General features: G+C 70.4%; 24 protein-coding genes. 4 read left to right on the top strand and 20 right to left on the bottom strand.

Going from position 1 to position 22505, the window contains the following annotated elements; translation table 11 throughout:
• Nucleotide 1: 1 nt before the first annotated feature.
• Both aspS and hisS read right to left on the bottom strand, forming a co-directional pair.
• Entirely contained in the window at nt 2–1798 is a 1797-nt protein-coding gene (aspS, locus tag VFV19_14500; GenBank protein HEX4825510.1) for an aspartate--tRNA ligase, read from the bottom strand.
• Nucleotides 1788–3065: a histidine--tRNA ligase gene (gene hisS, locus VFV19_14495; protein ID HEX4825509.1), complete on the bottom strand. Its 1278-nt coding sequence runs from the start codon at nt 3063–3065 to the stop codon at nt 1788–1790. Before hisS ends, aspS begins: the two co-directional genes overlap by 11 nt.
• 85 nt (nt 3066–3150) lie before the next feature.
• On the opposite strand from hisS, the gene VFV19_14490 reads away from it, so the two are divergent.
• Together VFV19_14490 and VFV19_14485 are read left to right on the top strand one after the other, a co-directional pair.
• Nucleotides 3151–4068 carry a hypothetical protein gene (locus VFV19_14490; GenBank protein ID HEX4825508.1) on the top strand — a complete coding sequence of 306 codons (918 nt, stop codon included), beginning with the start codon at nt 3151–3153 and terminating at the stop codon, nt 4066–4068.
• A gap of 3 nt (nt 4069–4071) precedes the next feature.
• Complete coding sequence (locus VFV19_14485) at nt 4072–6174, top strand: dehydrogenase E1 component subunit alpha/beta (GenBank protein HEX4825507.1); 2103 nt, start codon at nt 4072–4074, stop codon at nt 6172–6174.
• A 3-nt stretch (nt 6175–6177) separates the two neighbouring features.
• Here VFV19_14485 and VFV19_14480 read toward each other — a convergent pair whose 3' ends face one another.
• Nucleotides 6178–7422, bottom strand: coding sequence for an acetate kinase (locus VFV19_14480; GenBank protein ID HEX4825506.1), 1245 nt, complete (start codon nt 7420–7422; stop codon nt 6178–6180).
• 40 nt (nt 7423–7462) lie between these two features.
• Here VFV19_14480 and VFV19_14475 point away from each other — a divergent pair, with 40 nt between their 5' ends.
• On the top strand, nt 7463–8050 hold the full coding sequence (locus VFV19_14475) for a hypothetical protein (GenBank protein HEX4825505.1): 588 nt from the start codon (nt 7463–7465) through the stop codon (nt 8048–8050).
• Here VFV19_14475 and VFV19_14470 read toward each other — a convergent pair.
• The 5 genes from VFV19_14470 to VFV19_14450 are packed head-to-tail and all read right to left on the bottom strand — an operon-like array spanning nt 7983 to nt 13794.
• Nucleotides 7983–8999 carry a hypothetical protein gene (locus VFV19_14470; protein HEX4825504.1) on the bottom strand — a complete coding sequence of 339 codons (1017 nt, stop codon included), beginning with the start codon at nt 8997–8999 and terminating at the stop codon, nt 7983–7985. The two genes, VFV19_14475 and VFV19_14470, sit on opposite strands and share 68 nt — an antisense overlap.
• A complete protein-coding gene (locus tag VFV19_14465) occupies nt 8996–10156 on the bottom strand; it encodes an alanyl-tRNA editing protein (protein ID HEX4825503.1) in 1161 nt (386 codons plus the stop codon). Before VFV19_14465 ends, VFV19_14470 begins: the two co-directional genes overlap by 4 nt.
• A gap of 5 nt (nt 10157–10161) precedes the next feature.
• Nucleotides 10162–10722, bottom strand: coding sequence for a biotin/lipoyl-containing protein (locus VFV19_14460; protein ID HEX4825502.1), 561 nt, complete (start codon nt 10720–10722; stop codon nt 10162–10164).
• A complete protein-coding gene (locus VFV19_14455; protein HEX4825501.1) occupies nt 10719–12440 on the bottom strand; it encodes a carboxyl transferase domain-containing protein in 1722 nt (573 codons plus the stop codon). Before VFV19_14455 ends, VFV19_14460 begins: the two co-directional genes overlap by 4 nt.
• A 4-nt stretch (nt 12441–12444) precedes the next feature.
• The gene (locus VFV19_14450; GenBank protein ID HEX4825500.1) at nt 12445–13794 is read right to left on the bottom strand and encodes an acetyl-CoA carboxylase biotin carboxylase subunit; all 1350 of its coding nucleotides are present in this window, start codon (nt 13792–13794) and stop codon (nt 12445–12447) included.
• A 40-nt stretch (nt 13795–13834) separates the two neighbouring features.
• Between VFV19_14450 and VFV19_14445 the strand changes: the two genes are divergently transcribed.
• The gene (locus VFV19_14445; GenBank protein ID HEX4825499.1) at nt 13835–15043 is read left to right on the top strand and encodes a pyridoxal phosphate-dependent aminotransferase; all 1209 of its coding nucleotides are present in this window, start codon (nt 13835–13837) and stop codon (nt 15041–15043) included.
• Here VFV19_14445 and waaF read toward each other — a convergent pair.
• From waaF to VFV19_14385, 12 genes are all read right to left on the bottom strand, one after another.
• Nucleotides 15022–16029, bottom strand: coding sequence for a lipopolysaccharide heptosyltransferase II (gene waaF, locus VFV19_14440; protein HEX4825498.1), 1008 nt, complete (start codon nt 16027–16029; stop codon nt 15022–15024). The genes VFV19_14445 and waaF overlap by 22 nt on opposite strands.
• Nucleotides 16029–16994 (bottom strand): hypothetical protein, encoded by a 966-nt coding sequence (locus VFV19_14435; protein HEX4825497.1) that lies wholly within the window; start codon nt 16992–16994, stop codon nt 16029–16031. Before VFV19_14435 ends, waaF begins: the two co-directional genes overlap by 1 nt.
• 2 nt (nt 16995–16996) lie before the next feature.
• Nucleotides 16997–17779, bottom strand: coding sequence for an enoyl-CoA hydratase/isomerase family protein (locus tag VFV19_14430; GenBank protein HEX4825496.1), 783 nt, complete (start codon nt 17777–17779; stop codon nt 16997–16999).
• A complete protein-coding gene (locus tag VFV19_14425) occupies nt 17776–18828 on the bottom strand; it encodes a 3-isopropylmalate dehydrogenase (GenBank protein ID HEX4825495.1) in 1053 nt (350 codons plus the stop codon). Before VFV19_14425 ends, VFV19_14430 begins: the two co-directional genes overlap by 4 nt.
• A gap of 24 nt (nt 18829–18852) precedes the next feature.
• The gene (locus VFV19_14420; protein ID HEX4825494.1) at nt 18853–19230 is read right to left on the bottom strand and encodes a VanZ family protein; all 378 of its coding nucleotides are present in this window, start codon (nt 19228–19230) and stop codon (nt 18853–18855) included.
• Nucleotides 19227–19400 (bottom strand): hypothetical protein, encoded by a 174-nt coding sequence (locus VFV19_14415; protein HEX4825493.1) that lies wholly within the window; start codon nt 19398–19400, stop codon nt 19227–19229. The genes VFV19_14420 and VFV19_14415 overlap by 4 nt, the downstream gene beginning before the upstream one ends.
• A gap of 2 nt (nt 19401–19402) precedes the next feature.
• Nucleotides 19403–19855, bottom strand: a complete 453-nt coding sequence (locus VFV19_14410; protein ID HEX4825492.1) for a DUF6677 family protein — start codon at nt 19853–19855, stop codon at nt 19403–19405.
• Nucleotides 19856–20308 (bottom strand): 50S ribosomal protein L9, encoded by a 453-nt coding sequence (gene rplI, locus VFV19_14405; GenBank protein ID HEX4825491.1) that lies wholly within the window; start codon nt 20306–20308, stop codon nt 19856–19858.
• Nucleotides 20309–20320: 12 nt separating this feature from the next.
• Nucleotides 20321–20533 carry a 30S ribosomal protein S18 gene (gene rpsR, locus VFV19_14400; protein ID HEX4825490.1) on the bottom strand — a complete coding sequence of 71 codons (213 nt, stop codon included), beginning with the start codon at nt 20531–20533 and terminating at the stop codon, nt 20321–20323.
• A 101-nt stretch (nt 20534–20634) separates the two neighbouring features.
• On the bottom strand, nt 20635–21090 hold the full coding sequence (gene rpsF, locus VFV19_14395; GenBank protein ID HEX4825489.1) for a 30S ribosomal protein S6: 456 nt from the start codon (nt 21088–21090) through the stop codon (nt 20635–20637).
• A 109-nt stretch (nt 21091–21199) separates the two neighbouring features.
• A complete protein-coding gene (pth, locus tag VFV19_14390; protein HEX4825488.1) occupies nt 21200–21781 on the bottom strand; it encodes an aminoacyl-tRNA hydrolase in 582 nt (193 codons plus the stop codon).
• Nucleotides 21778–22503, bottom strand: a complete 726-nt coding sequence (locus VFV19_14385; GenBank protein ID HEX4825487.1) for a 50S ribosomal protein L25 — start codon at nt 22501–22503, stop codon at nt 21778–21780. Before VFV19_14385 ends, pth begins: the two co-directional genes overlap by 4 nt.
• Nucleotides 22504–22505 lie beyond the last annotated feature (2 nt).

The raw sequence follows: 22505 nt of genomic DNA, 5'->3' as shown, positions 1-22505 counted from the left end.
GTCACGCCTTGTCTTCGCGGGGGCGGGCCACCTCGATGCGGAGTTCCTTGAGCTGGCGAAGGTCGACCTCGGCCGGGGCGTCGCACATCAGGTCGGTCGCGCTCGTGGTCTTCGGGAAGGCGATGACGTCGCGGATCGACTCGGCGCCGGCGAGCATCGCGCAGATCCGGTCGAAGCCGAGCGCGATCCCGCCGTGCGGCGGCGCCCCGGACTGGAGCGCCCGGAGGAGGAAGCCGAATTTCGACTCCGCCTCCTCGGTGCCGATCGAGAGGGCGCGGAAGACGAGGTCCTGGACGTCGCGCCGGTGGATACGGATCGAGCCGCCCGCGATCTCGGTGCCGTTCAGGACGAGGTCGTAGGCCTGGGCCGTGACCCCCGCCGGCTCGCTCGCGAGCTTCGGGACCTCCTCCCACCGCGGGGCGGTGAACGGATGGTGCATCGCGAGGAAGCGGCCTTCGCCCTCGTCCCACTGGAACATCGGGAACCCCTCGACCCAGAGCAGGTCGAACCGGCCGGCCGGGATGAGGCCGAGCTCGGCGGCGATCTTGAGACGGAGCGTACCGAGGACGCGCTCGACGGTCGCGCGGCGGTCCGCGACGATGAGCGCGGCATCGCCCGGTGTCGCGCCGATCGCGGCCGCGATGTCGCGGCACCGCTCCTCGCCGAGGATCTTGAGGGCGGACGACGCGGTGGCGCCCGACGCCTCGCGCCGGATCCAGACGAGCCCCTTCGCCCCGGCCTCGCGCGCAGAGGCCGTCCACGCGTCGAGCTGCTTGCGCGTGGCGCCTCCGGCGCCCGGGACCGCGATGCCGCGGACCTCGCCGCCGGCACCGAGCGCGTCGTCGAAGACGGCGAACCCGGACGCGGAGGCACGCGGGCCCGCGTCCATCAGCTCGAGCCCGAACCGCGTATCGGGACGGTCGACGCCGAACCGGCGCATCGCCTCGTCGTACGGCATCCGCGGAAACGGAGCCGCAACCTCGACGCCGATCGCCTGGAACATCCCCTGAACGAGCGGCTCGATGACCCCGTAGATCGTGTCCGGAGAAGCGAAGGACATCTCGAGGTCGATCTGCGTGAACTCGGGCTGGCGATCGGCCCTGAGGTCCTCGTCGCGGAAACAACGCGCGAACTGGTAGTAGCGCTCGAACCCGGCGACCATGAGGAGCTGCTTGAAGAGCTGCGGCGATTGCGGGAGCGCGTAGAAATGCCCGGGGTGCACGCGGCTCGGCACGAGGTAGTCCCTGGCGCCCTCGGGGGTCGAGCGCGTCAGCATCGGCGTCTCGATCTCGACAAACCCCTGCGCGTCGAGCGCGGCGCGGGCGGCGGCGGCGATCCGGTGACGCAGGCGAAGCGCGCGCTGCAGCTTCGGCCGCCGGAGATCGATGTAGCGGTGCTGGAGGCGAAGCTCCTCCCCCACCTCGGTCTCGTCGTCGACGGGGAACGGAACGCCGACGGCCGGATTGTGGAGGACGGTGTCCGCGGCGCGAACCTCGATCGTGCCGGTCGGATGCTGCGGATTCGGCGCCTCGCGCAGGACGACCGTCCCCCGGACACCGATCACGTCCTCGGCGTGGAGCTTCTCGGCGAGCGCGTGGATCTCGGGGGCGTCGGGGTCGAAGACGACCTGGACGCGCCCGGTGGCGTCGCGCATCTCCACGAAGATGAGGCGGCCGAGATCGCGCCGGCGGTGGACCCAACCGGTGAGCACGACCTCGCGTCCCTTCGCCGCGTCGGCTTCCGTGAGCGTGCCGCAGCCGGCGGTGCGCTGCATCAGGCGTCCCGCGTCAGCGGCCATGCGCGATCCTCCCGTCCCGGATGGCGCCGGCGAGCTCGGCGCGGGCGACGTCCTTCTGCTCACCGGTCCTCAGGTCCTTCAAGCCGTAGCTCCCGCGTGCGATCTCGCCCTCCCCGACGAAGAGGGCGAACCGCGCGCCGACGCGCTCCGCGCGCTTCATCTGCGCGCCGAGGGGCCGCGGCGCCACCGGCGCGACGACCGAGAGGCCGGTGCGACGGAGCTCCTGCGCGAGCGCGGGAATCGCTTCGAACCCTGCGTCGCCGAGCGCGACGAGCGCGACGTCGGGAACATCGGACGCGCGCGCCTCCTCGGACATCGTCATGACGATGCGCTCCATCCCGGCGGCAAAGCCGAACCCGGGCACGCTCGGCCCACCGATCTCCTCGACCAGACCGTCGTATCGTCCTCCGCCGACGAGCGCGTTCTGCGCGCCGAGCGCCCCGGAGACGATCTCGAAGACGGTCCGCTCGTAGTAGTCGAGCCCGCGGACGAGCCGGGGGTCGACGACGTACGCGATGCCGTACGCGTCGAGGCTCCGACGCACCGCGGCGAAGTGCGCGGCGCTCTCCTCGGAGAGGTGGTCGACGACGCGCGGCGCCTCCTCGAGGCGCTTGCGGTCGGCGTCGACCTTGCAGTCGAAGACCCGGAGCGGGTTCTCGACCGCGCGGCGCCGGCAGTCGTCGCACATCGTGGGGAGGTGCGGCGCGAGCCAGGCGGTGAGCAGCTCGCGGTAGCGCGCGCGAGTCGCCGTATCGCCCACGGAGTTCAGCCGGAGCTCGCGCTCGCGCACGCCCACCGCGTCGAGCAGGGTCACGATCATATCGATCGTCTCGGCGTCGACGGCGGGCTCCGCGGCGCCGAGCACCTCGGCGCCGATCTGGTGGAACTGCCGCTGGCGCCCCTTCTGCGGGCGCTCGTACCGGAACATCGGACCCAGGTAGTAGAGGCGCTCGGGATAGCCCGCCGCGACGGTGCGGTGTCGCGCGTGCTCGACGAAGGCGCGAACGACGGGCGCGGTGTTCTCCGGGCGCATCGTCACCGACTCGTCGCCGGCCGCGAAGGTGTACATCTCCTTACGGACGATGTCGGTCGAGGCCCCGACCGAGCGCGCGAAGAGCTCCGTCGCCTCGAGGACCGGCGTGCGGATCTCACGGAAGCCGTAACGCGCGAAGACCTCGCGTGTCGCCGACTCGAGCCGCTGCCACGCGCCGATCTCCTCCGGAAGGATGTCGTGCGTGCCGCGCAGGGCCTGATAGCGAAGGGCCACGTTGAGAAAAGCTCCCGGGGAAAGGCCGGTTTGTAACACAGGACGGCGCCGAGCGTCGAGCGGCGCGCATGGTATCGTCGATCACGTGAGCCGCGTGATCGTGTGGATGATCGCCGTCCTAGCGCCCCTCGCCGCCTTCGCTCAGTACGGCTCCCCGGCCGGCCAGCAGGTCGAGCCGAACAACTACCCTCCGGCGCTTCCCGAGCGGCACGGCCCCGCGCCGCGCTACACCTTCGAGCCGCTCGGCGAGATCGCGCTTCCGGGACCTCTCGGCGAGGCGCCGGCGTACCTCGCCGGCGACGAGGTCGCGATCCCGGTCGCCTCCGGGGTCGCGCGCGTGAAAGCGGAGCTCGATGCGGAGCCTCGCGTCGACACCTCCGCGGTCCCCGCACCGTCGGAGTGGATCGTCGATCCCGGAGGCAAGCGCCGGTACCGGTCGACGCTCGAGGGGATCGTCGAGGCGCAGTCGTGGTCGAAGGCCAGGAAGCGATGGGTCCGCCGATGGAAGATCGTGGCCCCCAACGCCTTCCTGGCGCCGCCGGTGCTCGTCGGTCCGCGCCTCTGCTACGCGGGTCTCGATGACCTCGTCACCTGCGTGCGTGCCTCGAACGGCCACCGCCTGTGGGCCCAGGACGTGGGAGATCGCATCAGCCGTCCCATCTCCCGCTGGCCGACCCTTCCGCCGGACCCGAAGCACGCCGCCGGCGACCGCGGGGTCGAGGGCGAGATCCTGCTCGTGGTTCCGGATGACGGAGCGTCGGTCATCGCGCTCGACGCCTACGACGGGACGCGCGTCGCCGTCTTCGACCTCCCGGCCCCACGCAGGTTCGCGTCCCCCGCCCTCGTCGTCCCCGGGGACCGGATCGCGCTCGCCCGCAAGGGATACGAGGACAAGGAAGCCGCGCTCGTGCTGCTCCGGCTGACGCCCTCCAAGGCGAAGCCCGCGACGCCCGTGCCCTATAATGGCCCCTCCCCCAAGCCCCAAGCGTCGTCCGGGAGGTGAGTCGTGGCCGAGAAGACCGAATCGCCGAGCCTTGCCGGCTTGGACAGGAACGCGCTCCTGTCGATGTACCGGACGATCCTCCTCTCCCGGAAGATCGACGACAAGGAGATCCAGCTCAAGCGCCAGAACAAGATCTACTTCCAGATCAACGGCGTCGGTCACGAGGCGGTCGGCGCGGCGATGGGGCAGGTCTTCAAGCCGGGGCACGACTGGTTCTTCTTCTATTACCGCGACCGCGCGGCGTCCCTTGCGCTCGGGATCACCCCGCTCGAGATGTTCCTCCAAGCCGTCGGCGCCGAGAACGAGCCGCAGAGCGGCGCGCGCCAGATGCCGTCGCACTTCTCCTCCTCGCGCCTCCACATCGCGAACACCAGCTCGCCGACGGGAACCCAGTTCCTCCAGGCCTGCGGCGCGGCCGAAGCGGGGCTCTACGCCGCGAAGCACCGTGACGCGGGTGTGCCCGCCGCTGCCGACGAGGTCGTCGTCGTGACGACCGGCGACGGCACCACGAGCGAGGGCGAGTTCTGGGAGTCGATCAGCACGGCGTCGAACCGCAAGCTCCCGGTCGTCTATGTCGTCGAGGACAACGGCTACGCGATCTCGGTCCCGGTCGAGGTCAACACGCCGGGCGGCAGCATCTCGAAGCTCGTGCAGTCGTTCCCCGATCTCCTCCTCCGCGAGGTCGACGGCTGCGACCCGCTCGCGACCGTCGAGGCGTACCGCGCCGCAGCGGCGCATGCGCGTGCACGCCGCGGACCGGCGCTCGTCCATGCCCACGTCATCCGCCCGTACAGCCACTCGTTGTCCGACGACGAAGCCTGGTACAAGACGAAGGACGAGCGCGACGCGGAGAGCAAGCGCGACCCGGTGAAAACCTTCGCCGAAACCCTCGTGCGCGAGGGGATCGTCGAGCGCGAGGTGCTCGACGCGATGAACGCGCAGCTCGACGAGGAGATCGCCCGCGCGGTCGAGACGGCGCTCGCCGCCCCGCGGCCGCGGCCCGAATCTGCCCTGGACTACGTCACGTCGCCGAAGGTCGACCCGACCGCTCCGGCGTTCGCGAGCGCGCCTTCGCCGGCGGGCGACCCGACGACGATGGTCGACCTCCTGAACGCCTGCCTCAAGGATGAGATGACGCGCGACTCCCGGATCGTCGTCTTCGGCGAGGACGTCGCCGACGCGTCGCGCGAGGCGGCGCTCCCCAACGTCAAGGGCAAGGGCGGGGTCTTCAAGGTCACGTGGGGGCTCCAGAAGGCGTTCGGCAGCGACCGCGTCTTCAACTCGCCGCTCGCCGAGGCGAACATCGTCGGGCGCGCGATCGGCATGGCCCTGCGAGGCCTCAAGCCGGTCGTGGAGATCCAGTTCTTCGACTACATCTGGCCGGCGTTCATGCAGATCCGGGACGAGCTCGTCACGATGCGCTGGAGGTCGGGGAACGATTTCTCGTGCCCCCTCGTCATCCGGGTCGCCTACGGCGGCTACATCACGGGCGGCGCGATCTACCACAGCCAGTCCGGCGCCGCGCTCTTCACCGCGCAGCCCGGCCTGCGGGTGGTGTGTCCCGCCACGGCGCTCGAAGCGAACGGTCTCCTTCGCACCGCGATCCGCTGCGACGACCCCGTGCTCTTCCTCGAGCACAAGCATCTCTACCGGCAGACCTACAACAAGGGGGTCTACCCCGGGCCCGACTACATGATCCCGTTCGGAAGCGCCTCGGTCGTCCGCGAAGGGACCGACCTCACCGTCGTGACTTACGGCGCGACCGTGAACCGCGCGCTCCAGGCTGCGCGGCAGGCGGAAGCGCAGGGGATCTCGATCGAGGTGATCGACCTCCGCTCGCTCTCCCCCGTCGACTGGGAGACGATCGGCCGCTCGGTCAAGAAGACGTCGAAGGTCCTCGTCCTCACGGAAGACTCGCTCTCGTGGGGCTACGGCGCGGAGCTGGCCGCACGGATCGGCGAGGAGCACTACACCGAACTCGACGGTCCGGTGCGCCGCCTCGCGGCGACCGACACCTTCGTCGCCTACGCTCCCGAGCTCGAGGACTTCATCCTGCCGCAGGTCGACGACATCCTGAAGGCCGCAGTCGATCTCGTCCGGTTCTGACCGTCACCAACGGCGCGGTGCTCCGCGCACGACGCGCACCGTGTCCCGCGCGATCAGGAGCTCCTCGTCGGTCGGGATGACCCACGCCCCGAGCGACGATCCTTCCGTCGAGATCCGCCCCGCCTCGCCCTGCGGGAGCTTCGCATTCGCCTCACGGTCGAGCACGATGCCGATCCGCTCGAGCCCGGAGAGGATGCGCTCGCGCACCGGTGCCGAATTCTCACCGATCCCTCCCGCGAAGACGACCGCGTCCGCGCCGTACGACGCCCAGTACGCCCCGATGTACTTCCGCACGCGCAGGCAGAAGAGGTCGATCGCGAGGCGCGCGCGCCGGTCGCCATTCTCCGCCTCCTCGGCGAGGAGATCGCGCATGTCGCCGGTCAGCCCCGAGATCCCGAGGAGCCCCGACTGCTTGTTGAGCAGGGCGTCGATCTCCTGGAAGCCCATCCCCTCCTTCTGCGCGAGGAAGTCGAGGATCGACGGGTCGAGATCGCCGGACCGCGTGCCCATGATCAGCCCTTCGACCGGCGTGAACCCCATCGAGGTGTCGACCGAGGCGCCGCCGCGGATCGCGCAGGCGGAGCAACCGTTGCCGAGGTGGAGGGTGATGAGGTTCACCTGCTCGCGGGCCAGCCCCTGCATCGTCCGGTAGCGGTAGGCGACGTAGCGGTGCGACGTCCCGTGGAACCCGTAACGGCGGATCCGGTAGCGCCGGTAGAGCGAGTACGGCAGCCCGTAAAGGTACGAGGTCTCCGGCATCTCCGCGTGGAAGGCGGTGTCGAAAACGGCGACCTGCGGGACGCCGGAGCCGAGCAGCTCGGTCGCGGCGCGGATCCCCTTGAGGTTGGCGGGATTGTGGAGCGGCGCGAGCTCGATGCACGCCTCGATCCCCTCGATGACCGCGGCGTCGATCTTCTCCGATCGACGGAACCGCTCGCCGCCGTGCACGACGCGGTGGCCGACGGCGTCGAGATTCGAGATCGAGCGGATGCCCGGGATCGCGGCGCCCTCCGAAACGATCCACCGCAGGATGCGATCGACCGCGGCGCGGTGATCGCGGATCGGCGCGTCCTCGACCGTCCGGCCTCCTCCCGCGACCTCGAGCGTGATCAGGCCGTGCCCGCCGACGCGCTCGATCGTCCCGCGCGCGAGACGCCGGTCGGCTCCTGTCTCGATCGCGTCGAGATCGGTCGCCAGGATCTGGAACTTGACCGACGACGAGCCGCAGTTCAGGACGAGGACGTTCATGGCTTTGCCCCCGGAGAAATGAGGACCCATATTGCGCGACGTGACCTACCGCGTCCACGCCGCTCTCATGATCGCCGTCGCGCTGGTGGCTGCCTGCGGCGGAGGCTCCGCTCCGGTGACTCCCGCCGCGCCCCCACCCGCAGTCGTCGAGCGCAGCGCCCCCGCGCGCGCTCCCGACGGTCCGTACAACGCCTGCGAGCGGATCTGGTGTCTCACCCACGAGGCGAACTACGACCTCGACCACTTCCTGACCGGCCATGTCGGCTGGATCCTGCACGACGACGGCCACGGCGACGTCTTCGTCCCGAAGAACCGGACGTCGGGCCCGGCCTTTCCCCATGCGCGCGAGAACGTTCTCTTGCTCTGCGGCGCGCACGTCCACCCCTACTGGCTCTCGGGGCGGAACGGACCGGTCACGCGGACCGGCTACAACGTCGCGCTCGGCTATCCGCGCGCGCACTTCGCCACCTATGGGACGCGCATTCCCCCTTGCTGCCTCAATGAGGAGGGCTGGGGGTTCCTCCATGCGTCGGCACCGCGGGAGTATCGCTTCGGCGACCTCACGGCCGCGGGGGAGATGGCGGGGTCGGGGTGGCAGAAGGTGATCCTGACGCGTCGCGCTCCGTAGCGTGCAGGAGCACCCTGCGCACGCGCTCGGACAGCTTGACGATCCGCCCCTCGACGAGCCACATCCCATCCGGGCGGCGGCTCGGCGTCCCGGAATCGAGCTCGATTGCGTCGTCCTCGACCAGAGGAATCCAGCGATGCGCGAGCGCGCGCGCCTCGTCGGCGGTCATCGCCGCATCCTGCACCGTGACGACGCGGAACCTGAGTGCGTCGCCGTCCGTGACGTCGAACGACGCCACCGACGGTCCCGGCGCGAACGCCCAGCCGTCCTCGCCGTCCTGGCGGATCGACGTGTGGAGCGCCGCAACCTTCGGATCGACCGCCGCGCCGTCGGCCCGGTCGGTCGCGAGCGCCTTCGAAAGGCGTGACGGCGCGCTCGCCACGAGCAAGCGGTTCCCGACCATCGTCATCGCGACCCGCTTCCCCGTTCTCTTGTCGCCAAAGCTCGCGAACGGGATACCGTCGGGTCCCGCCGGTGCCGCCGGATCGCGCCCGATGACGAAGCGGATGAGCTTGACCGCGGCGCGGATCCGGAAAATCTGCTTCGAGAAGGTCGCGCGGCCGACCCAGCCTTCGTCGGACTGCGCCAGCTCGAGCTTGATCGGCAGGAGTTCGTCGATCCGGTTCCCTCGCGGGCGGAAGGGAAGGAGGCGCAGCGGCGAATGCTCGAGCGTCTCCTCGCGCATCTCCTCCGATGCGCGCTGCACGTTCTGGACGAATGCGGCGATGCCCGGGTCGTCGGCTTTGAGATCGAGGCACCAGTAGCGGGTCTCATCGCCGGACAGGAACGCTTCCACGGGACGGCCGGGCGCGACGTCGCGCGTCAGGCGCCAGCCGATCGCGATCGCGGCGATCATCACGAGGAGGAGGACACCTCCGGCGACGAGCGCGCATCCGCCGAGGAACCGGAGGAACGGATCTTTGGGCGGCTTCGCCTGGAGCTCGCTCATTCCGTAGCCTCGATCAGATCGTCGAGGCTGGGCTGCGTGCCACCCTTCCCTTGAAAAGTCTTTCCACGGCCGCCGCCCTTCGCGCCGAGGAGGTCGCGCACACGCGCGCCCGTTGCGGCGACATCGCCCGGTCCGTCCGCTCCTGCCTGGACGAGGAAGCAGCCCTCCCCGGCGAGGACGGCGACCGCGTCGGGCCGCAGCCGCACGACCGCCGCGGCGAGGCTCCGCAGCTCGTCCGGCGTGGCCCCGGGACGCACGGCGCAGAGGTACGGGCCGGCCGCTCCGGCGATCTGCGCGGCGACGGCGTCGGCGAGTTGCTCCCCGACTTCCCGGACGCGCCGGTCGAGCCGGCGGCGCTCGGCCTCCCATCCGTCGAGCACGCTCACGAACTCAGCGGGCGCCGTCCCGATGCGCTCCTTGAGCGCCGCTTCGAGGGCGCGCCGCCGCTCCAGGCTCGCGAACACCCGCTCCCCCGCGAGGAAGCGAAGGCGCGTGCCGCCGCGCGCGGGCTCGGCGTCCAGCAGCTCGATTGCCTGGATCTCGCCGAGATGGTCCACGTGGGTACCGCCGCAGGTGTTGAGGTCGAGCCCCTCGATCTCGACGAGCCGCACCGCGCCCCGATGTCCGTCGGGAAGTCCACGCGAGCGCACCGGGAGCGTGGCAAGGGCTTCGGGCTCGACCCAGCGTGTCGTGACGCGGCGTCCCTCGCGGATGGGGAGGTTGACCTCCCGCTCGAACGTCCGGAGCGCGCCGATCGGAACGGCGCCCGCGACCTCGATCGCCGTGTACGCGGCGCCCAGGTGGAACGAGGTCGTCGGCAGACCGTGGCGGTCGAGGAGGATCGCCGAGAGGAGATGCTGCGCCGTGTGCTGCTGGCAGTGATCGAAGCGCCGCACCGTGTCGAGCACGGTGCCGGCCTCGCCCTCGCCGAGCGGACGGTCGAGGAAGTGCAAGACCTCGCCGCCGCGCGCGATCACGTCGACGACCGCGGCCTCGCCGATGCGGCCATGGTCGGCGGGCTGCCCGCCACCCTCGGGGTAGAAGATCGTCTCGTCGAGCCGGACGAACGGACGTCCGTCCGCTGTCCCCGCCGCAACGACGCGCGTCGTCAGCCGGTCGAGGTGCGGGGCGTCGTAGAACCGCCGTACGTCGGGCATCGCCGCTACTCGACCTCGACCAGAGGCTGGCCCGCGCGAACCTCCTCGCCGTCTTGGGCGAGGAGGGCGACGACCTTCCCCCGCTCCGGCAGCGAGGCGCCGCCGTAGACGATCGGGCTGAACGTCTTCATGACCTCGATGAGGCCGACCGCCTGGCCGGCGACGACACGGTCGCCGACGGCGACGTAGCCCTTGGCGCCGGGCGACGGCGAGCGGTAGTAGACGCCGTCGGTCGGCGCGACGACCGCGCGACCGTCGCGGCGGACGGCGTCACTCTTCTTCGCGGATCCGGCTCCCACGGTCTCGTGGACGGCGAAGAGCACATCGCCGAACCCGATCGCCGCCTGCAGCTCCCGCACCTCCACGGTCTCCACCGTGCCGGTCACGCCGTCGGGGACGACGAGCGCCACACGGTCCGCGAGACGTCGAAGCGTGCCGGCCGGAGAGCCGGGGCCGACCATCGTTCCCGCTTCCGGCTGATCCGACCAGATCCCGACGAGCGGCGAGCGGAGCACGACACGGCCCTTCTCTCCCGCTTCTTTACGGAGCGCGAGCGTCCGGCTCACGTGATGGCCTCGAGATCGTGGAGCGACCAGATCCGGGGGTTCTTGATCCGGCGATACCCCGTCGCCTGGTACGCCATCGTCGTGAGCGCCCCGATCCATCGTCGCATCTCCGCGGGGCGGACGATCTCGTCGACGTCGCGGTTGCTCGCCGCGAGGACCGGGTCCATGTCGCGTCCGATGCGCTCCTCGACCGCGGCCATCCCGCGCCGGATCTCCTCGGCCTCGGCCTCGTCCTTGGCGACGATGCGGAACTCGTCGTCGAGACGGGCGTTGTACGCGCCGATCGCGAGCGTGCGTCCCTCCATGACGGCGAGGCGCGTGAGCGGGGTCGCGAGCTGGAGGACCGGCCCGTACGGAAGTCCGTCCATCGCGTAGTAGCCCGCGCCGGACGCCTTGCGGAGGAGGACGCTGAACATCGGCACGTCGTTCGTCGAGTTCGTGTAGATGAGCGACGAGCCGAAGCCCAGGAGCCCTTCACGCTCGGCCTCCGGGCCGATGTCGAACCCGGAGACGTCCTGGAGCCAGAAGACCGGGATCCCGTCGTCGTTGCACGCCCGCGAGAACTGCGCGATCTTCGCGATCCCGTCACGGTAGAGGATCCCGCCGGGTCGCTTGCGCCCGCGGTGGACCTCGTGATCGGTCAGCTCGAGGTTGTTCGCGACGAACCCGGCGTAGAGCCCCTCGACCCGCGCGACGCCGCAGACCATCTCGCGACCGACGTCGGGCAGGAACTCCCCGAACAGCGAGTGGTCGACGAGGCGCGCCAGCACCTCGCGGATCGCGTAGCTGTGCCGGTGATCGGCGGGGAAGAACCCGTCGAGCTCCTCCGGCGCGAAGCGCGGCGGCGCCGGGTCGGCGCCGTACCGGTAGTACGCGCACGCCGGCGACGGGAGCTTCGCGATCTCGGCTCTGACGCAGTCGATCAGGGTCGCGTCGTCGGGGACGCGATGGTCGGCGCAGCGTGAGAGGTGGACGTGCACGTCGGGACCGCCGATCGTGAGCGACGTGATGTGCTGAGCCTTCGCCCCCTTCACGAGCGCGGCGCCCGCGATGACCATGTACGCCTGCTCGGTCATGTAGACGACGTCGGAGATGATGGGCATGTAGCCGCCGCCCGCGATGCAGTCGCCGTGAACCCCCGCGATCTGCGGCACGCCCTCCGACGAGAGAAGAGCGTTCATCCGGAAGATCGCGCCGGCGCCGGTACGGCCGGGGAAGGTCTGCGCCTGCTCCGGAAGGAAGAGCCCCGAGCAATCGACGAGGTAGACGACCGGGAGCCGGAGGCGAAGGGCGACCTCCTGAGCGCGCTGGATCTTCTCCGGCGTCTGCGGCCACCACGACCCCGACGCGACGGTGTTGTCGTTCGCGATCGCGACGACCCAGCGGCCTTCGACCTGGACGAACGCCGTGACGACGCCCGCGCCCGGCGAGGTCTTCGCGTCCTCGCCGAAGGTGCGCCCGTAGTTGACGAGCGTGCCGAACGGCAGGACGTCGGTCCCGCGGTCACGCAGACGCTCCACGCGCTCCCACGTGGTGAGCTTCCCCTTCTTCTTGACCCTCTCCTCGTACGAGGCGCCCCACCCGCGGCGGACCTCTTCGCGCTTGGCCTCGAGCGCGGCGTTGAGGGCCCTCGCGTGCGCGAGCTGCGCGCGCCACGCGTCGTCGCCGAGCGCGCGCTCGCGCGACGTTCCGATCGGGCCCAAGACGACCTTCGCCATGCTCCTAGACTCCCGCCCGCTCGAGCCAGAGGACGTCGTACGCGCCGCGGACGAAGTCCGGATCGTCGAGCAGGCGCAGGTGGAACGGGATCGTCGTCTTGATCCCTTCGATGCGGAGGCCGCGGAGCGCTTCCTTGCCCGCGGCGATCGCGGCGGCACGCGTTCCGGCGTGGACGATGAGCTTGCCGACGAGCGAGTCGTAGTTCGCCGGCACGCGCCAGCCCGCGGCGATCCCCCCGTCCCATCGCACGCTCCCATGGCCGACGCGCTCCGGCACCGCGAGCGCCGTGCACAGCCCCGGGTCGGGGCGGAAGCCCGCGTCCGGATCCTCGGCGTTGATGCGCAACTCGATCGCGTGACCCGACGCGGTGACGTCGTCCTGCCTCAGCGCGAGCGGGCGTCCGGCGGCGATCATCAGCTGCTGCTCGACGAGATCGAGTCCGGTCACCATCTCGGTCACGGGATGCTCGACCTGCAGGCGCGTGTTCATCTCCATGAAGTAGAGGGCACCGTCGGGCGCGCGCAGGAACTCGAGCGTGCCCGCGTTCCGGTAGCCGAACGACGCCGCCGCGGCGGCCGCGCGGTGGCCGAGCGCATCGCGCTCGCCCGGCGTGAGCGCCGGCGACGGCGATTCCTCGACGAGCTTCTGGTGATGCCGCTGGATCGAGCACTCGCGCTCGCCGAGATGAATCGCGTGTCCGTACGCATCACCCAGCACCTGGAACTCGACGTGGCGTCCGCCCTCGACGAGCTTCTCCAGGTAGAGCCGCGCGTCGCCGAACGCCGCCTCGGCCTCTCGCGACGCCTCGGCGAACGCCGACGCCAGATCGGCGGCGCGGTCGCAGCGGCGCATCCCCTTCCCGCCACCTCCCGCCGCCGCCTTGAGGAGGACCGGATAACCGGCCTTGGCTGCGGCCTGCTCCGCCTCCTCGAGTCCGGCGACGGCACCGTTCGAGCCGGGGATCGTCGGGACGCCGGCCGCGGCCATCGTCCTCTTGGCCTCGATCTTGTCGCCCATGCGGCGGATCGCCGTCGCACTCGGCCCCACGAAGGCGAAGCCGTGCTGCGCGCAGCGCGCCGCGAACACCGCGTTCTCCGAGAGGAAGCCGTACCCCGGGTGGATCGCCTGGCAGCCGGTCTGCTCGGCGGCCTGGAGAACGGAATCGGCGTCGAGGTAGGACTGCCGTGCCGGGGCGGGCCCGATGCAGACGGCCGCGGCGGCGTCCGCGAGCCACGGCGCCCCCGTATCGGCCTCGGAGTGGGCGACGACCGCCTCGACGCCGAGACGCCGGCAGGTGCGCACGATCCGCGCAGCGATCTCCCCGCGATTCGCGATCAAAACACGCTTGAACACAGGGCGGGAGTCTAACATTCGCGCTGGTACACTAGCCGGGATGACGACGCGCACGAACCTCTCCGCAAGGGCGCAGGCGATGCCCGCGAGCCCGATCCGGCGCCTCGCCCCGCTCGTCGCAGCGGCGCGGAAGGCCGGAAAGACGATCTACTCCCTGAACATCGGCCAGCCCGACATCGAGACGCCGCGGCCGATCCTCGATCGCCTCAAGACCTACGACGCCGCGCTCATCCCCTACGGCCCATCGCAAGGGCTTCCCGAGTTCATCGAGGCGCTGCGCACCTATTACCGCGGGGTCGGTCTCACGCTCGCCACCGAGGACATCTTCGTCACCACCGCGGGCAGCGAAGCGATCCTCTTCACCTTGGGCGCGATCTGCGATCCGGGCGACCAGGTCCTCGTCTTCGAGCCGTTCTACACGAATTACAACGGCTTCGCGACGATGGTGGGCGTGGAACCGGTGCCGGTCACGACGCGCGCCGAGGACGGCTACCACTTGCCCTCCCGCGCCGCGATCGAGGCGAAGATCGGGCCGAAGACGCGCGCGCTCCTCCTCTGCTCGCCGAACAACCCCACCGGCACGGTTTACACCGACGCCGAGATGGCGATGCTCGCGTCGATCTGCCGCGACCGCGGGCTCTACCTCGTCGCCGACGAGGTCTACCGCGAGTTCGTCTACGACGGTGCGACGCACCACTCCGCGCTGACGCTCCCGGGGCTCGCCGATCAGGTCATCGTCGTCGACTCGGTCTCGAAGCGCTATTCGCTGTGCGGCGCGCGGCTCGGCAACATCGTGTCGAAGAACCGTGAGTTCATGGACGCGATCCTGCGCTTCGGACAGGCGCGCCTCTGCCCGCCGACGCTCGGCCAGTACGCCTGCACCGCGCTCACCGAAGTCCCGCACAGCTACGTCGAGGACGTCGTCGCGCGTTACGAGAAGCGCCGCGACACCGTCTACGGCGCGCTTGCGGCGATGCCGGGCGTCGTCGTGCGCAAGCCCGAGGGCGCCTTCTACCTTTGCGGGCGCCTCCCCGTCGACGACGCGAACGGTTTCGCCGAGTTCCTCGTCCGCGACTTCGACGTCGACGGCGAGACGGTCGTCATCGCCCCCGCCGACGGCTTCTACGCGACACCGGGTCTCGGCAAGGACGAGGCGCGCATCGCCTACGTCCTCGACGTGCCGAAGCTCGAGCGCGCGCTCGCGATCTTCGCGAAGGCGCTCGCGGCTTACCCCGGCCGCACGATCTGAGCGAGCGCGTCGACGACGCGGGCCGGCGGGATCTCGGTCATGCAGCGGTGGTGGCGGAGCGGGCACACTTGCGGCCCGTGACGGTCACACGGTCGGCATTCGAGTCCCGGGTTTTCGACGATCATGTTCCGCGGACCGAACGGCGTGTAGCCGAACGCGGGCACCGTCGGGCCGAAGATCGCGACGACCGGCGTTCCGACCGCGGACGCGACGTGGCCGGGCCCGCTGTCGTTGACGACGAGCGCCTTCGATCGCGCGAGCAGCGCGACGAGATCGGGAATGTTGGTCGTGCCCGCAAGGACAGGGACGCCGCCGGCGAGATCGGCGATCGAACGGCACAAGTCCGCTTCGTCGGGCGAGCCAACGAGCACCGGCCGTAGCCCCATGTCTTTCGCTGAGCGCGCGACCGCAGCGAAGCCTTCGGGCGTCCAACGCTTCGTGCCCCAGATCGAGCCGGGTGAAATCGCGAGAAGGTCGTCACCGTCGCCGAGCAGCTTGTGAATACGAGACCGCGCCGCCTCATGGACGGCGAGCATCGGCTGCGGGTCCGCGTCAGGACGGCCGCCGAGCGGCCCGGCGAGGGCGAGATAGCGGTGAACCGCGTGGACGGCGCCGTCCCACTTCACACGGTCCGTGTACGCCCACTGCCCTGCCGCGCCGCCGAACCCGACACGCTTAAGGCCTCCCGCAAATCGGACGATGAGTCCCGTGCGGCTCGAGCGCTGCGCCGCGATCGACACGTCGAATCTCTTACCTCGCAATTCCCGAACGGCCGTGAGCATGCCGAGCGGCCCCTTCGTCGCCCCGCGCTTGTCGAGGACGTGGAGCGCGTCCACGGCGGGATGGCCCGCGAGGAGCGCGGCGCCGAGCGGCGTCGTCGCGACGGTGGTACGGGAACCGGGGTTCGCGCGCTTGATCTCGCGGAGGAGCGGAGTCGTCAGCACGATGTCGCCCAGGAACGCCGTCTGGACGACGAGGATCTCCATCAGTGGCCCGACTCGCGCCGCGCGCGCTCCAGGCCGATCGCGGCGGCGAGGAGCGGGACGTTGATCTCGTGGTGGCCGGTCAGCGCGAAGCTCGTTCCCTTCCCGAGCGTCGGACGGCGCAGGACGTTCTCGTCGGTGCGGTAGTGCCGGATCATGTCGAGGTTCGCGGTCGCGAAACCGCGCACGTCATGGCCGAGGTTCTCGGCGATCGAGAGCGCCTTCAAGAAGACCTCGGGGAGCTGGACTGCGGAGCCGAGATTGATCCAGACGCCGCCCGCGAGCTCGCCGACGAGCGTGACGAGCTTCCGGAAGTCGGTGAACGTGGCGGCCCCAATCGCGCCGCCGTCGGCGCTGGGGTGCTGATGGACGATGTCGCTTCCGATCGCGACGTGCACGGTGACGGGGACCTCGAGCTCGAAGGCGCGCGCGAGGAGGCTCTTGGCGCGGTGCGGGAGCTTCTCCGCGACGATGCGCCGGCCGAGCGTCTCGCCGAATCCGGAGCCCGACGCCGCCGCCTCACGCGCCGCGTCGTTCAAGGCACGCCCGGTCTCCTCGGCCATGCCGAAGCGTCCCGCGTGCAGGCCGCGGCCGACGTCCTCCGACGTCGCGCCGATCGCCGCGATCTCCCAGTCGTGGATTGCGCCCGCGCCGGTCATCGCAAGCGAGGTGACGATCTTCTCCTCCATGAGCGCGATGAGAACGGGGGCGAGGCCGACCTTGACGACGTGCGCCCCGAGCGCGACGGCGACGGGCCTCTCCTCGGCGCGCGCCTGCACGACCGCCGCCGCCAGCTCACGCAAGACCTTCGCCGCGAGCACGTCGGGGAGGCCGTCGAGGAAATCGCCGAGCGACGACGATGCGTTGACGGCGCGGCCGAACTCGTCGACGCGCACCTTGCTCGCGCGCTCGGCGAGAGGGTAGGTCTTGACGCGGCTCAGGTCGGCGGGAAGGACGCGCCGCGGCATCGCTAGCGCCCCTTGAACTTCGGCGGGCGCCTCTCGACGTAGGCCGCCAGCCCTTCACGGGCGTCGTCGGACTCGAAGAGGCGCTGCTGCAGCTCGCGCTCGATCGCGAGCCCTTCCGCGAATCCCGCCTCGAGGCCGGAGACGACGGCGCGCTTGATGAGGCCCGCCGCTTTCGAGGCGCGCGCCGGCGGCAGGAACTTCGCGGCGTAGGCGGCGACCTCGGCGCCGAAGTCGGCTCCGGGCAGGACCTCGTTCACGAGGCCGAGCGCGAGCGCCTCCTCCACCGCGAACGTCCGTCCCGTCGCCATGAGCTCGAACGCCTTGGCGCGACCGAGCGTCCGTGCGAGACGCTGCGTGCCACCCGTTCCCGGGAGGACGCCGAGGTTGATCTCGGGAAGGCCGATCTTGCCGCCGCCGGCTCGCGCGACGCGGAGATCGCACGCGAGGGCGATCTCGAGGCCCCCGCCCACGCAGTGGCCGTTCAAGGCCGCGATGACGACCTTCGGCGTCTGCTCCAGGCGAATCAGCGTTTCGTTGGCATGGAGGCAGAAGTAGTACTTGAACGTCGGGTCGGCCTCCGTGAGCATCTTGATGTCGGCGCCGGCGCAGAAGAACTTGTCCCCTTCGCCCGTCAGGACGAGCACGTGGACCGCGGGGTCCATGCGCGCCTCGAGGATCGCGTGGTCGAGGTCGCGCATCATCGCGTAGCTGTAGGTGTTCGCCGGCGGATCGACGAGCGTGATCCAGGCGATCCCGTCCTTGGGCTCGTAGCGGATCTTGGTCACGCGAGGATCCTCCTGAGAACTGCGTCCGTCGCGGCGCGCGTCCCCGCGCTCCCGCCGACGTCCGCCGTGCACTCGTGCGCGTCCAGGCACGCGACGACCGCGGATTCGATCCCCTTCGCGGCGTCGGCGAGACCGGTGTGCTCGAGCATCATCGCCGCGGTCAGGATCGCGCCGAACGGGTTCGCCGTATCGGTCCCCGCGTACTTCGGGGCGCTGCCGTGCACCGGCTCGAACATCGAGGTCTTGCCGGGGTGGAGGTTGCCCGACGCCGCCATCCCGAGGCCGCCCTGCAGCGCGGCGCCGAGATCGGTGACGATGTCGCCGAACATGTTGCAGGTCACGATGACCTCGAACTGCGAAGGGTCCTTGATCATCTGCATCGTGAGCGCGTCGACGTAGAGATGATTCGTCTTGATCCCCGGGTACTCCTTCGCGACCGACGCGAAGACGCGCTGCCAGATGTCGTGGGCGTGCCGGAGCGCGTTGGACTTGTCCGACATCGTGACCTTGGTCTTGCCGGTCGCCTTCGCGTGCTCGAACGCGGCGCGGATGATCCGCTCGACCCCCTTCCGGGTGTTCACGTCCTCCTGGATGCCGATCTCGTCGGGCGTGCCCTTCTTGAAGATGCCGCCGACGCCGGCGTAGGCGCCTTCGGTGTTTTCGCGGAAGACGACGAAGTCGACGTCGTCCGCGCGGTAGCTCCGGAGCGGGCACAGGCGCTCGGCGAGGCATCGCACCGGCCGGAGGTTCGCGTAGAGGTCCATCCGGAACCGCGTGCCGAGGAGGATGTCGGCGGCGTGCCGCATGTCGGGCACGCGCGGGTCGCCGAACGCCCCCATGAAGATGGCGTCGAACCCTTCCCACGTCTCGAGCGCTCCTTCGGGGAGGGTCTCCCCCGTTCTCAGGTAGCGCTCGGCACCGTAGTCGAACGATTCGAGCGCCAGGCCGAAGCCGAACGCCTTCGCCGCCGCCTCGAGCACGCGCACCGCCTCGCGCGTGACGTCGATCCCGATGCCGTCGCCCGGCACCATCGCGTACCGACGCTCCATCGATCCCTCCGGAAAGCCGGGATTCTATCCCGCCCCGCGAGGCTCCCGGATCCACGCGAGAACGAAGGTCAAGAGGACGGCCACGCCGGCCCCGACGACGTCCGCGCACAGGTCCAGGAGCGACGCGTCGCGGCCGGGGACGAACGATTGATGGAACTCGTCGGAGGCACCCCAGAGGATCACGAAGGCGCTCGCCGCGAGCGTCGGGCGGAGACGCGGCCGCGTCAGGGCGCCATGGAACGCGCGCAACGCGAACAGGCCGATCCCGGAGTACTCGATGACGTGGAGCAGCTTGTCCCAGAAGTATTCCGCCCCGGGGACCCGCGACATCGAGGAGAGGGTGAAACTCACCGCGAGGACCAGGACGAGCGGCCCCCACAGCGTGAGCCGCCGGCCGATCACCTCGGGAACGGCAACATCAGATAGGCGAGCAGGAGGACGCCACCGGTCATCGCGAGCCAGGACCACGCGAGGAACTTGATCTGGTCGGTACGGTCGCGGCGCGTGAGCACCGCGAAGAACGCCGCGACGATGCCCGAGTAGACGAGGAGGTGGCCGAAGTGGCTCCTCACGGTCAGTCCTTCCGCCGTTTCGCGATGTCCCACACGTCGAGGAGGAGAAGTAGGTTCATGAGGCCCGCGGTCCAGAGGTACGCCGTACCGTACGCCGAGACCGCCGAGCGCTGCCGGTCGCGGAAGATGTTCGCGCGGCGCGGATAGTCCGGATCGTTCTGGTCGGGAAGCTCGTAGGCCGGCTCCCCGTAGACCGCGAGCCGCGCCGCGGCATCCGCCGGCCCGACGCCGACGTTCGCGACGACCTGCAGCCCAGTGAGGAACGAATCGCCCGGGCTGTAGAGGGCGAGGCGTCCGTCGTGGGCGAGCCCGAGCGTGAACGATGCGCCGATGAGGACGAAAAAGAAGATGCCGCGCCGCATCCGGCCGAGAAACGCGTGGCCGGCTCCCGGAACCAGCCACCCGAGCGCGATCGCGAGCGCCGTCCGGCCGTTCGAGACCTCGGCCTCGGCCATCTACTCGGCCGCCTCGGCCTCGACCTGCACCGTGACCTGCGCCGTGACCTGGCGATGGACCTTGATGCCGACGGTGTGCACGCCCAAGGTCTTGATCGGATCGTGGGGCTGGATCTTCCGGCGATCGATCGAGACGCCTCGCGCCGCCATGAGGTCCGCGATCTCTTGCCCGGTGACCGAGCCGTAGAGCGCGCCGCCCTCGCCGACCTTCTTCTTCACCGTGAGCGTGATCCCCGCGATGTGCGCCGCGAGCTTGCGGGCGTCGTCGGCCTCGTGGGCCTCGCGCACCGCCCAGACCTTCTTCTGCAGCTCGATCTGCCGCATGTTCCCCGGCGTCGCCTCGAGTGCGAGGCCCTTCGGGAACAGGAAGTTTCGTGCGTAGCCCGGCTTGACGGTCATGACCTGCCCGCGGTCGCCGAGATTGTCGACGTCTTGCCTGAGGACGATCTTCACGGCTGCCTCCGCCTAGTCGGACGTGAACGGGATGAGCGCGAGGTTGCGCGCGCGCTTGATCGCCTGCATGAGCTGGCGCTGGTGCGTCGCGCAGGTCCCCGAGATCCGGCGCGGCAGGACCTTGGCGCGCTCCGGGATGTAGTTCTGGAGCGTCCGGAGGTCCTTGTAGTCGATCCACTTCGCCTTGTCCTCGCAGAACTTGCAGTACTTCCGCCGGCGGAACAAGAAGCGGCGCCGTCCGCCCGCGCGGGGACCGCCGCCCGGCCTGCCGCCGCCTCCGCCACCGCGAGGTCCGCCTCCGCCGTTCTCTCGTGCGTAGCCCATCGTCAATCCCTCTCGTCGAATTCGCCGTCGTCTTCGTCGCGCTCGCCGCGGCCGCGCGGCGCGGGCGCTTCCGTCGCCTCGATGAGGACGCCGGCCGCGCGAGCGGCCTCGGCGTCGGCGCGCGCCTGCGCGTCGCGGACCGCCTGCTCCTTCGCCGCGACCGCCCAGTCGGGCTCGAGGAGGACCGTCATGTGACGGATGACCTTGTCGTTGATGCGGAGCCTGCGGTCGAGCTCCTTCGGGACGACGGGCTCCGAGTCGAAGAGGAAGCGCGTGTAGACGCCGTCCTCGAACTTCTTGATCGGATAGGCGAGACGGCGCCTCCCCATCCGGTCGTTGGCGGTGAAGACTCCGCCACCGTCCGATACGACCGTCGCGAGCGCGTCGACGACGCCTCGATCTTCCTCGTCGGTGAGTGTGGGAACGGTGATGAAGACGGTCTCGTACGTCCGGACCACGTGCACCTCCTCATGGCGTATCGCCGCCGGACGCGCCGGAGGCGAGGGGTGCCGAGCCGCTCCATGCGGCTCGAACATCGTGCGCAAAGGCGAGACCTTAGCACATCCCTCAGGCGGTCGCCCCGTTGAACGCCGCCTGGGCCGCCAGGACCCCCTGCCTCAGCACCGACTCGACTGCATCCGCGGCGAGCGTCACCATCCGGAGCACGACCGGCTTCTCGTCCGGGAGGAACCGGTCGAGAACGTAGTCGGCGAGGTCACGGGAGTGCCGCCCCTCGCCCAGAACGCCCAACTTGACGCGCGCGAACGCCCCCGTGCCGAACGTGTCCATGAGCGAGCGGATCCCGTTGTGGCCGCCGGCACCCCCTTCCGGGCGCACGCGCACGCGCCCGAACGCGAGATCGGCGTCGTCGTACACGACGATCAGGTCGGTCAGCTCGAGCGCGTGCTTGCGGACGAGCGCCGCAGCCGCCTGGCCCGAGCGGTTCATGAGCGTGCGCGGTTGCGCGAGGACCACCGGCTCGCCCGCCCACTCCGTCTTCGCGGCGTAGGTCAGGCGGCCCAGATCGCCGCGGGCCTCCAGCGTGGCGCCGCAGCGCGCCGCGATCTCGTCGACGACCATGAAGCCCGCGTTGTGGCGGGTCCAGCGGTACTCGGGCCCGTCGTTCCCCAGGCCGAGGACGAGCCTCAAGCCTTCTTCGCCTCGGGCTTCTTCGCCTCGGGAGCCTTCTTCGCGTCGGCCCCGCCCTTCTTGTCGGCGTCCTCGGGCGCGGCTTCCTTGCCCTTCTTGATGACCTCGGGCTCGGCGGCGGCGTCGGCGGCTTCCTCGGCGACGGGTGCCGCCTCTTCCTTCGGCATCGCGACGACGCAGACGATCGTCTCCGGATCGTCCAGGACCTTCACCTTCTCCGGGAACGGGATGTTGCTGACGGAGAGGTTCTGATTGAGGTGGAGGCCCGAGACGTCGACGTCCAGGTGCTCGGGGATGTCGGCGGGGAGGCATTCGACCTCGATCGTGCGGTGGACGAACTCGAGGATGCCTCCTTCGGTCTTCACGCCCTCGGCGATTCCGACGAGACGGATCGGGACCTTGACGCGCACGGCCTTGTCGAGGTCGACGCGCACGAAGTCGACGTGGACGAGACGCTCGGTGACCGGGTGGCGCTGCAGGTCCTTGATCATGACCGCCCGCGAGCGGTCCTGGCCGGCGAGTGCCAGCGTGAAGATCGTGTTGCGCCCGGTCTCGCTGCGGAGGACGTCCTCGATCTTGCGCGAGGCAACGGCGACGTGGTGCGGCGGCCGGCCCAGGCCGTACAGCACGCCCGGCACGCCCCCCTCGCGGCGGAGACGCCCGCTCGCGTTCTTCCCGCGACCCTCGCGCTCCTGGACTTCGACGACGATGTTCTTGTTCATTC

The sequence above is a fragment of the Candidatus Polarisedimenticolaceae bacterium genome (genome assembly GCA_036275915.1).
In the GTDB taxonomy this organism is placed as follows: domain Bacteria; phylum Acidobacteriota; class Polarisedimenticolia; order Polarisedimenticolales; family DASRJG01; genus DASRJG01.
The sequence above is the reverse complement of the archived record's forward strand: the minus strand, read 5'-3'. Positions and strand labels throughout refer to the sequence as shown.

Bases quoted from the DNA above. Each gene is read 5' to 3' on its own strand.
- VFV19_14385 (HEX4825487.1), bottom strand. From the start codon at position 22,503: ATGAACAAGAACATCGTCGTCGAAGTCCAGGAGCGCGAGGGTCGCGGG.
- VFV19_14465 (HEX4825503.1), bottom strand. From the start codon at position 10,156: ATGCCCGACGTACGGCGGTTCTACGACGCCCCGCACCTCGACCGGCTG.
- aspS (HEX4825510.1), bottom strand. From the start codon at position 1,798: ATGGCCGCTGACGCGGGACGCCTGATGCAGCGCACCGCCGGCTGCGGC.
- VFV19_14470 (HEX4825504.1), bottom strand. From the start codon at position 8,999: ATGAGCGAGCTCCAGGCGAAGCCGCCCAAAGATCCGTTCCTCCGGTTC.
- VFV19_14425 (HEX4825495.1), bottom strand. From the start codon at position 18,828: ATGGAGCGTCGGTACGCGATGGTGCCGGGCGACGGCATCGGGATCGAC.
- waaF (HEX4825498.1), bottom strand. From the start codon at position 16,029: ATGGAGATCCTCGTCGTCCAGACGGCGTTCCTGGGCGACATCGTGCTG.
- VFV19_14410 (HEX4825492.1), bottom strand. From the start codon at position 19,855: ATGGCCGAGGCCGAGGTCTCGAACGGCCGGACGGCGCTCGCGATCGCG.
- VFV19_14455 (HEX4825501.1), bottom strand. From the start codon at position 12,440: ATGGCGAAGGTCGTCTTGGGCCCGATCGGAACGTCGCGCGAGCGCGCG.
- VFV19_14435 (HEX4825497.1), bottom strand. From the start codon at position 16,994: ATGCCGCGGCGCGTCCTTCCCGCCGACCTGAGCCGCGTCAAGACCTAC.
- VFV19_14480 (HEX4825506.1), bottom strand. From the start codon at position 7,422: ATGAACGTCCTCGTCCTGAACTGCGGCTCGTCGTCGGTCAAGTTCCAG.
- VFV19_14445 (HEX4825499.1), top strand. From the start codon at position 13,835: ATGACGACGCGCACGAACCTCTCCGCAAGGGCGCAGGCGATGCCCGCG.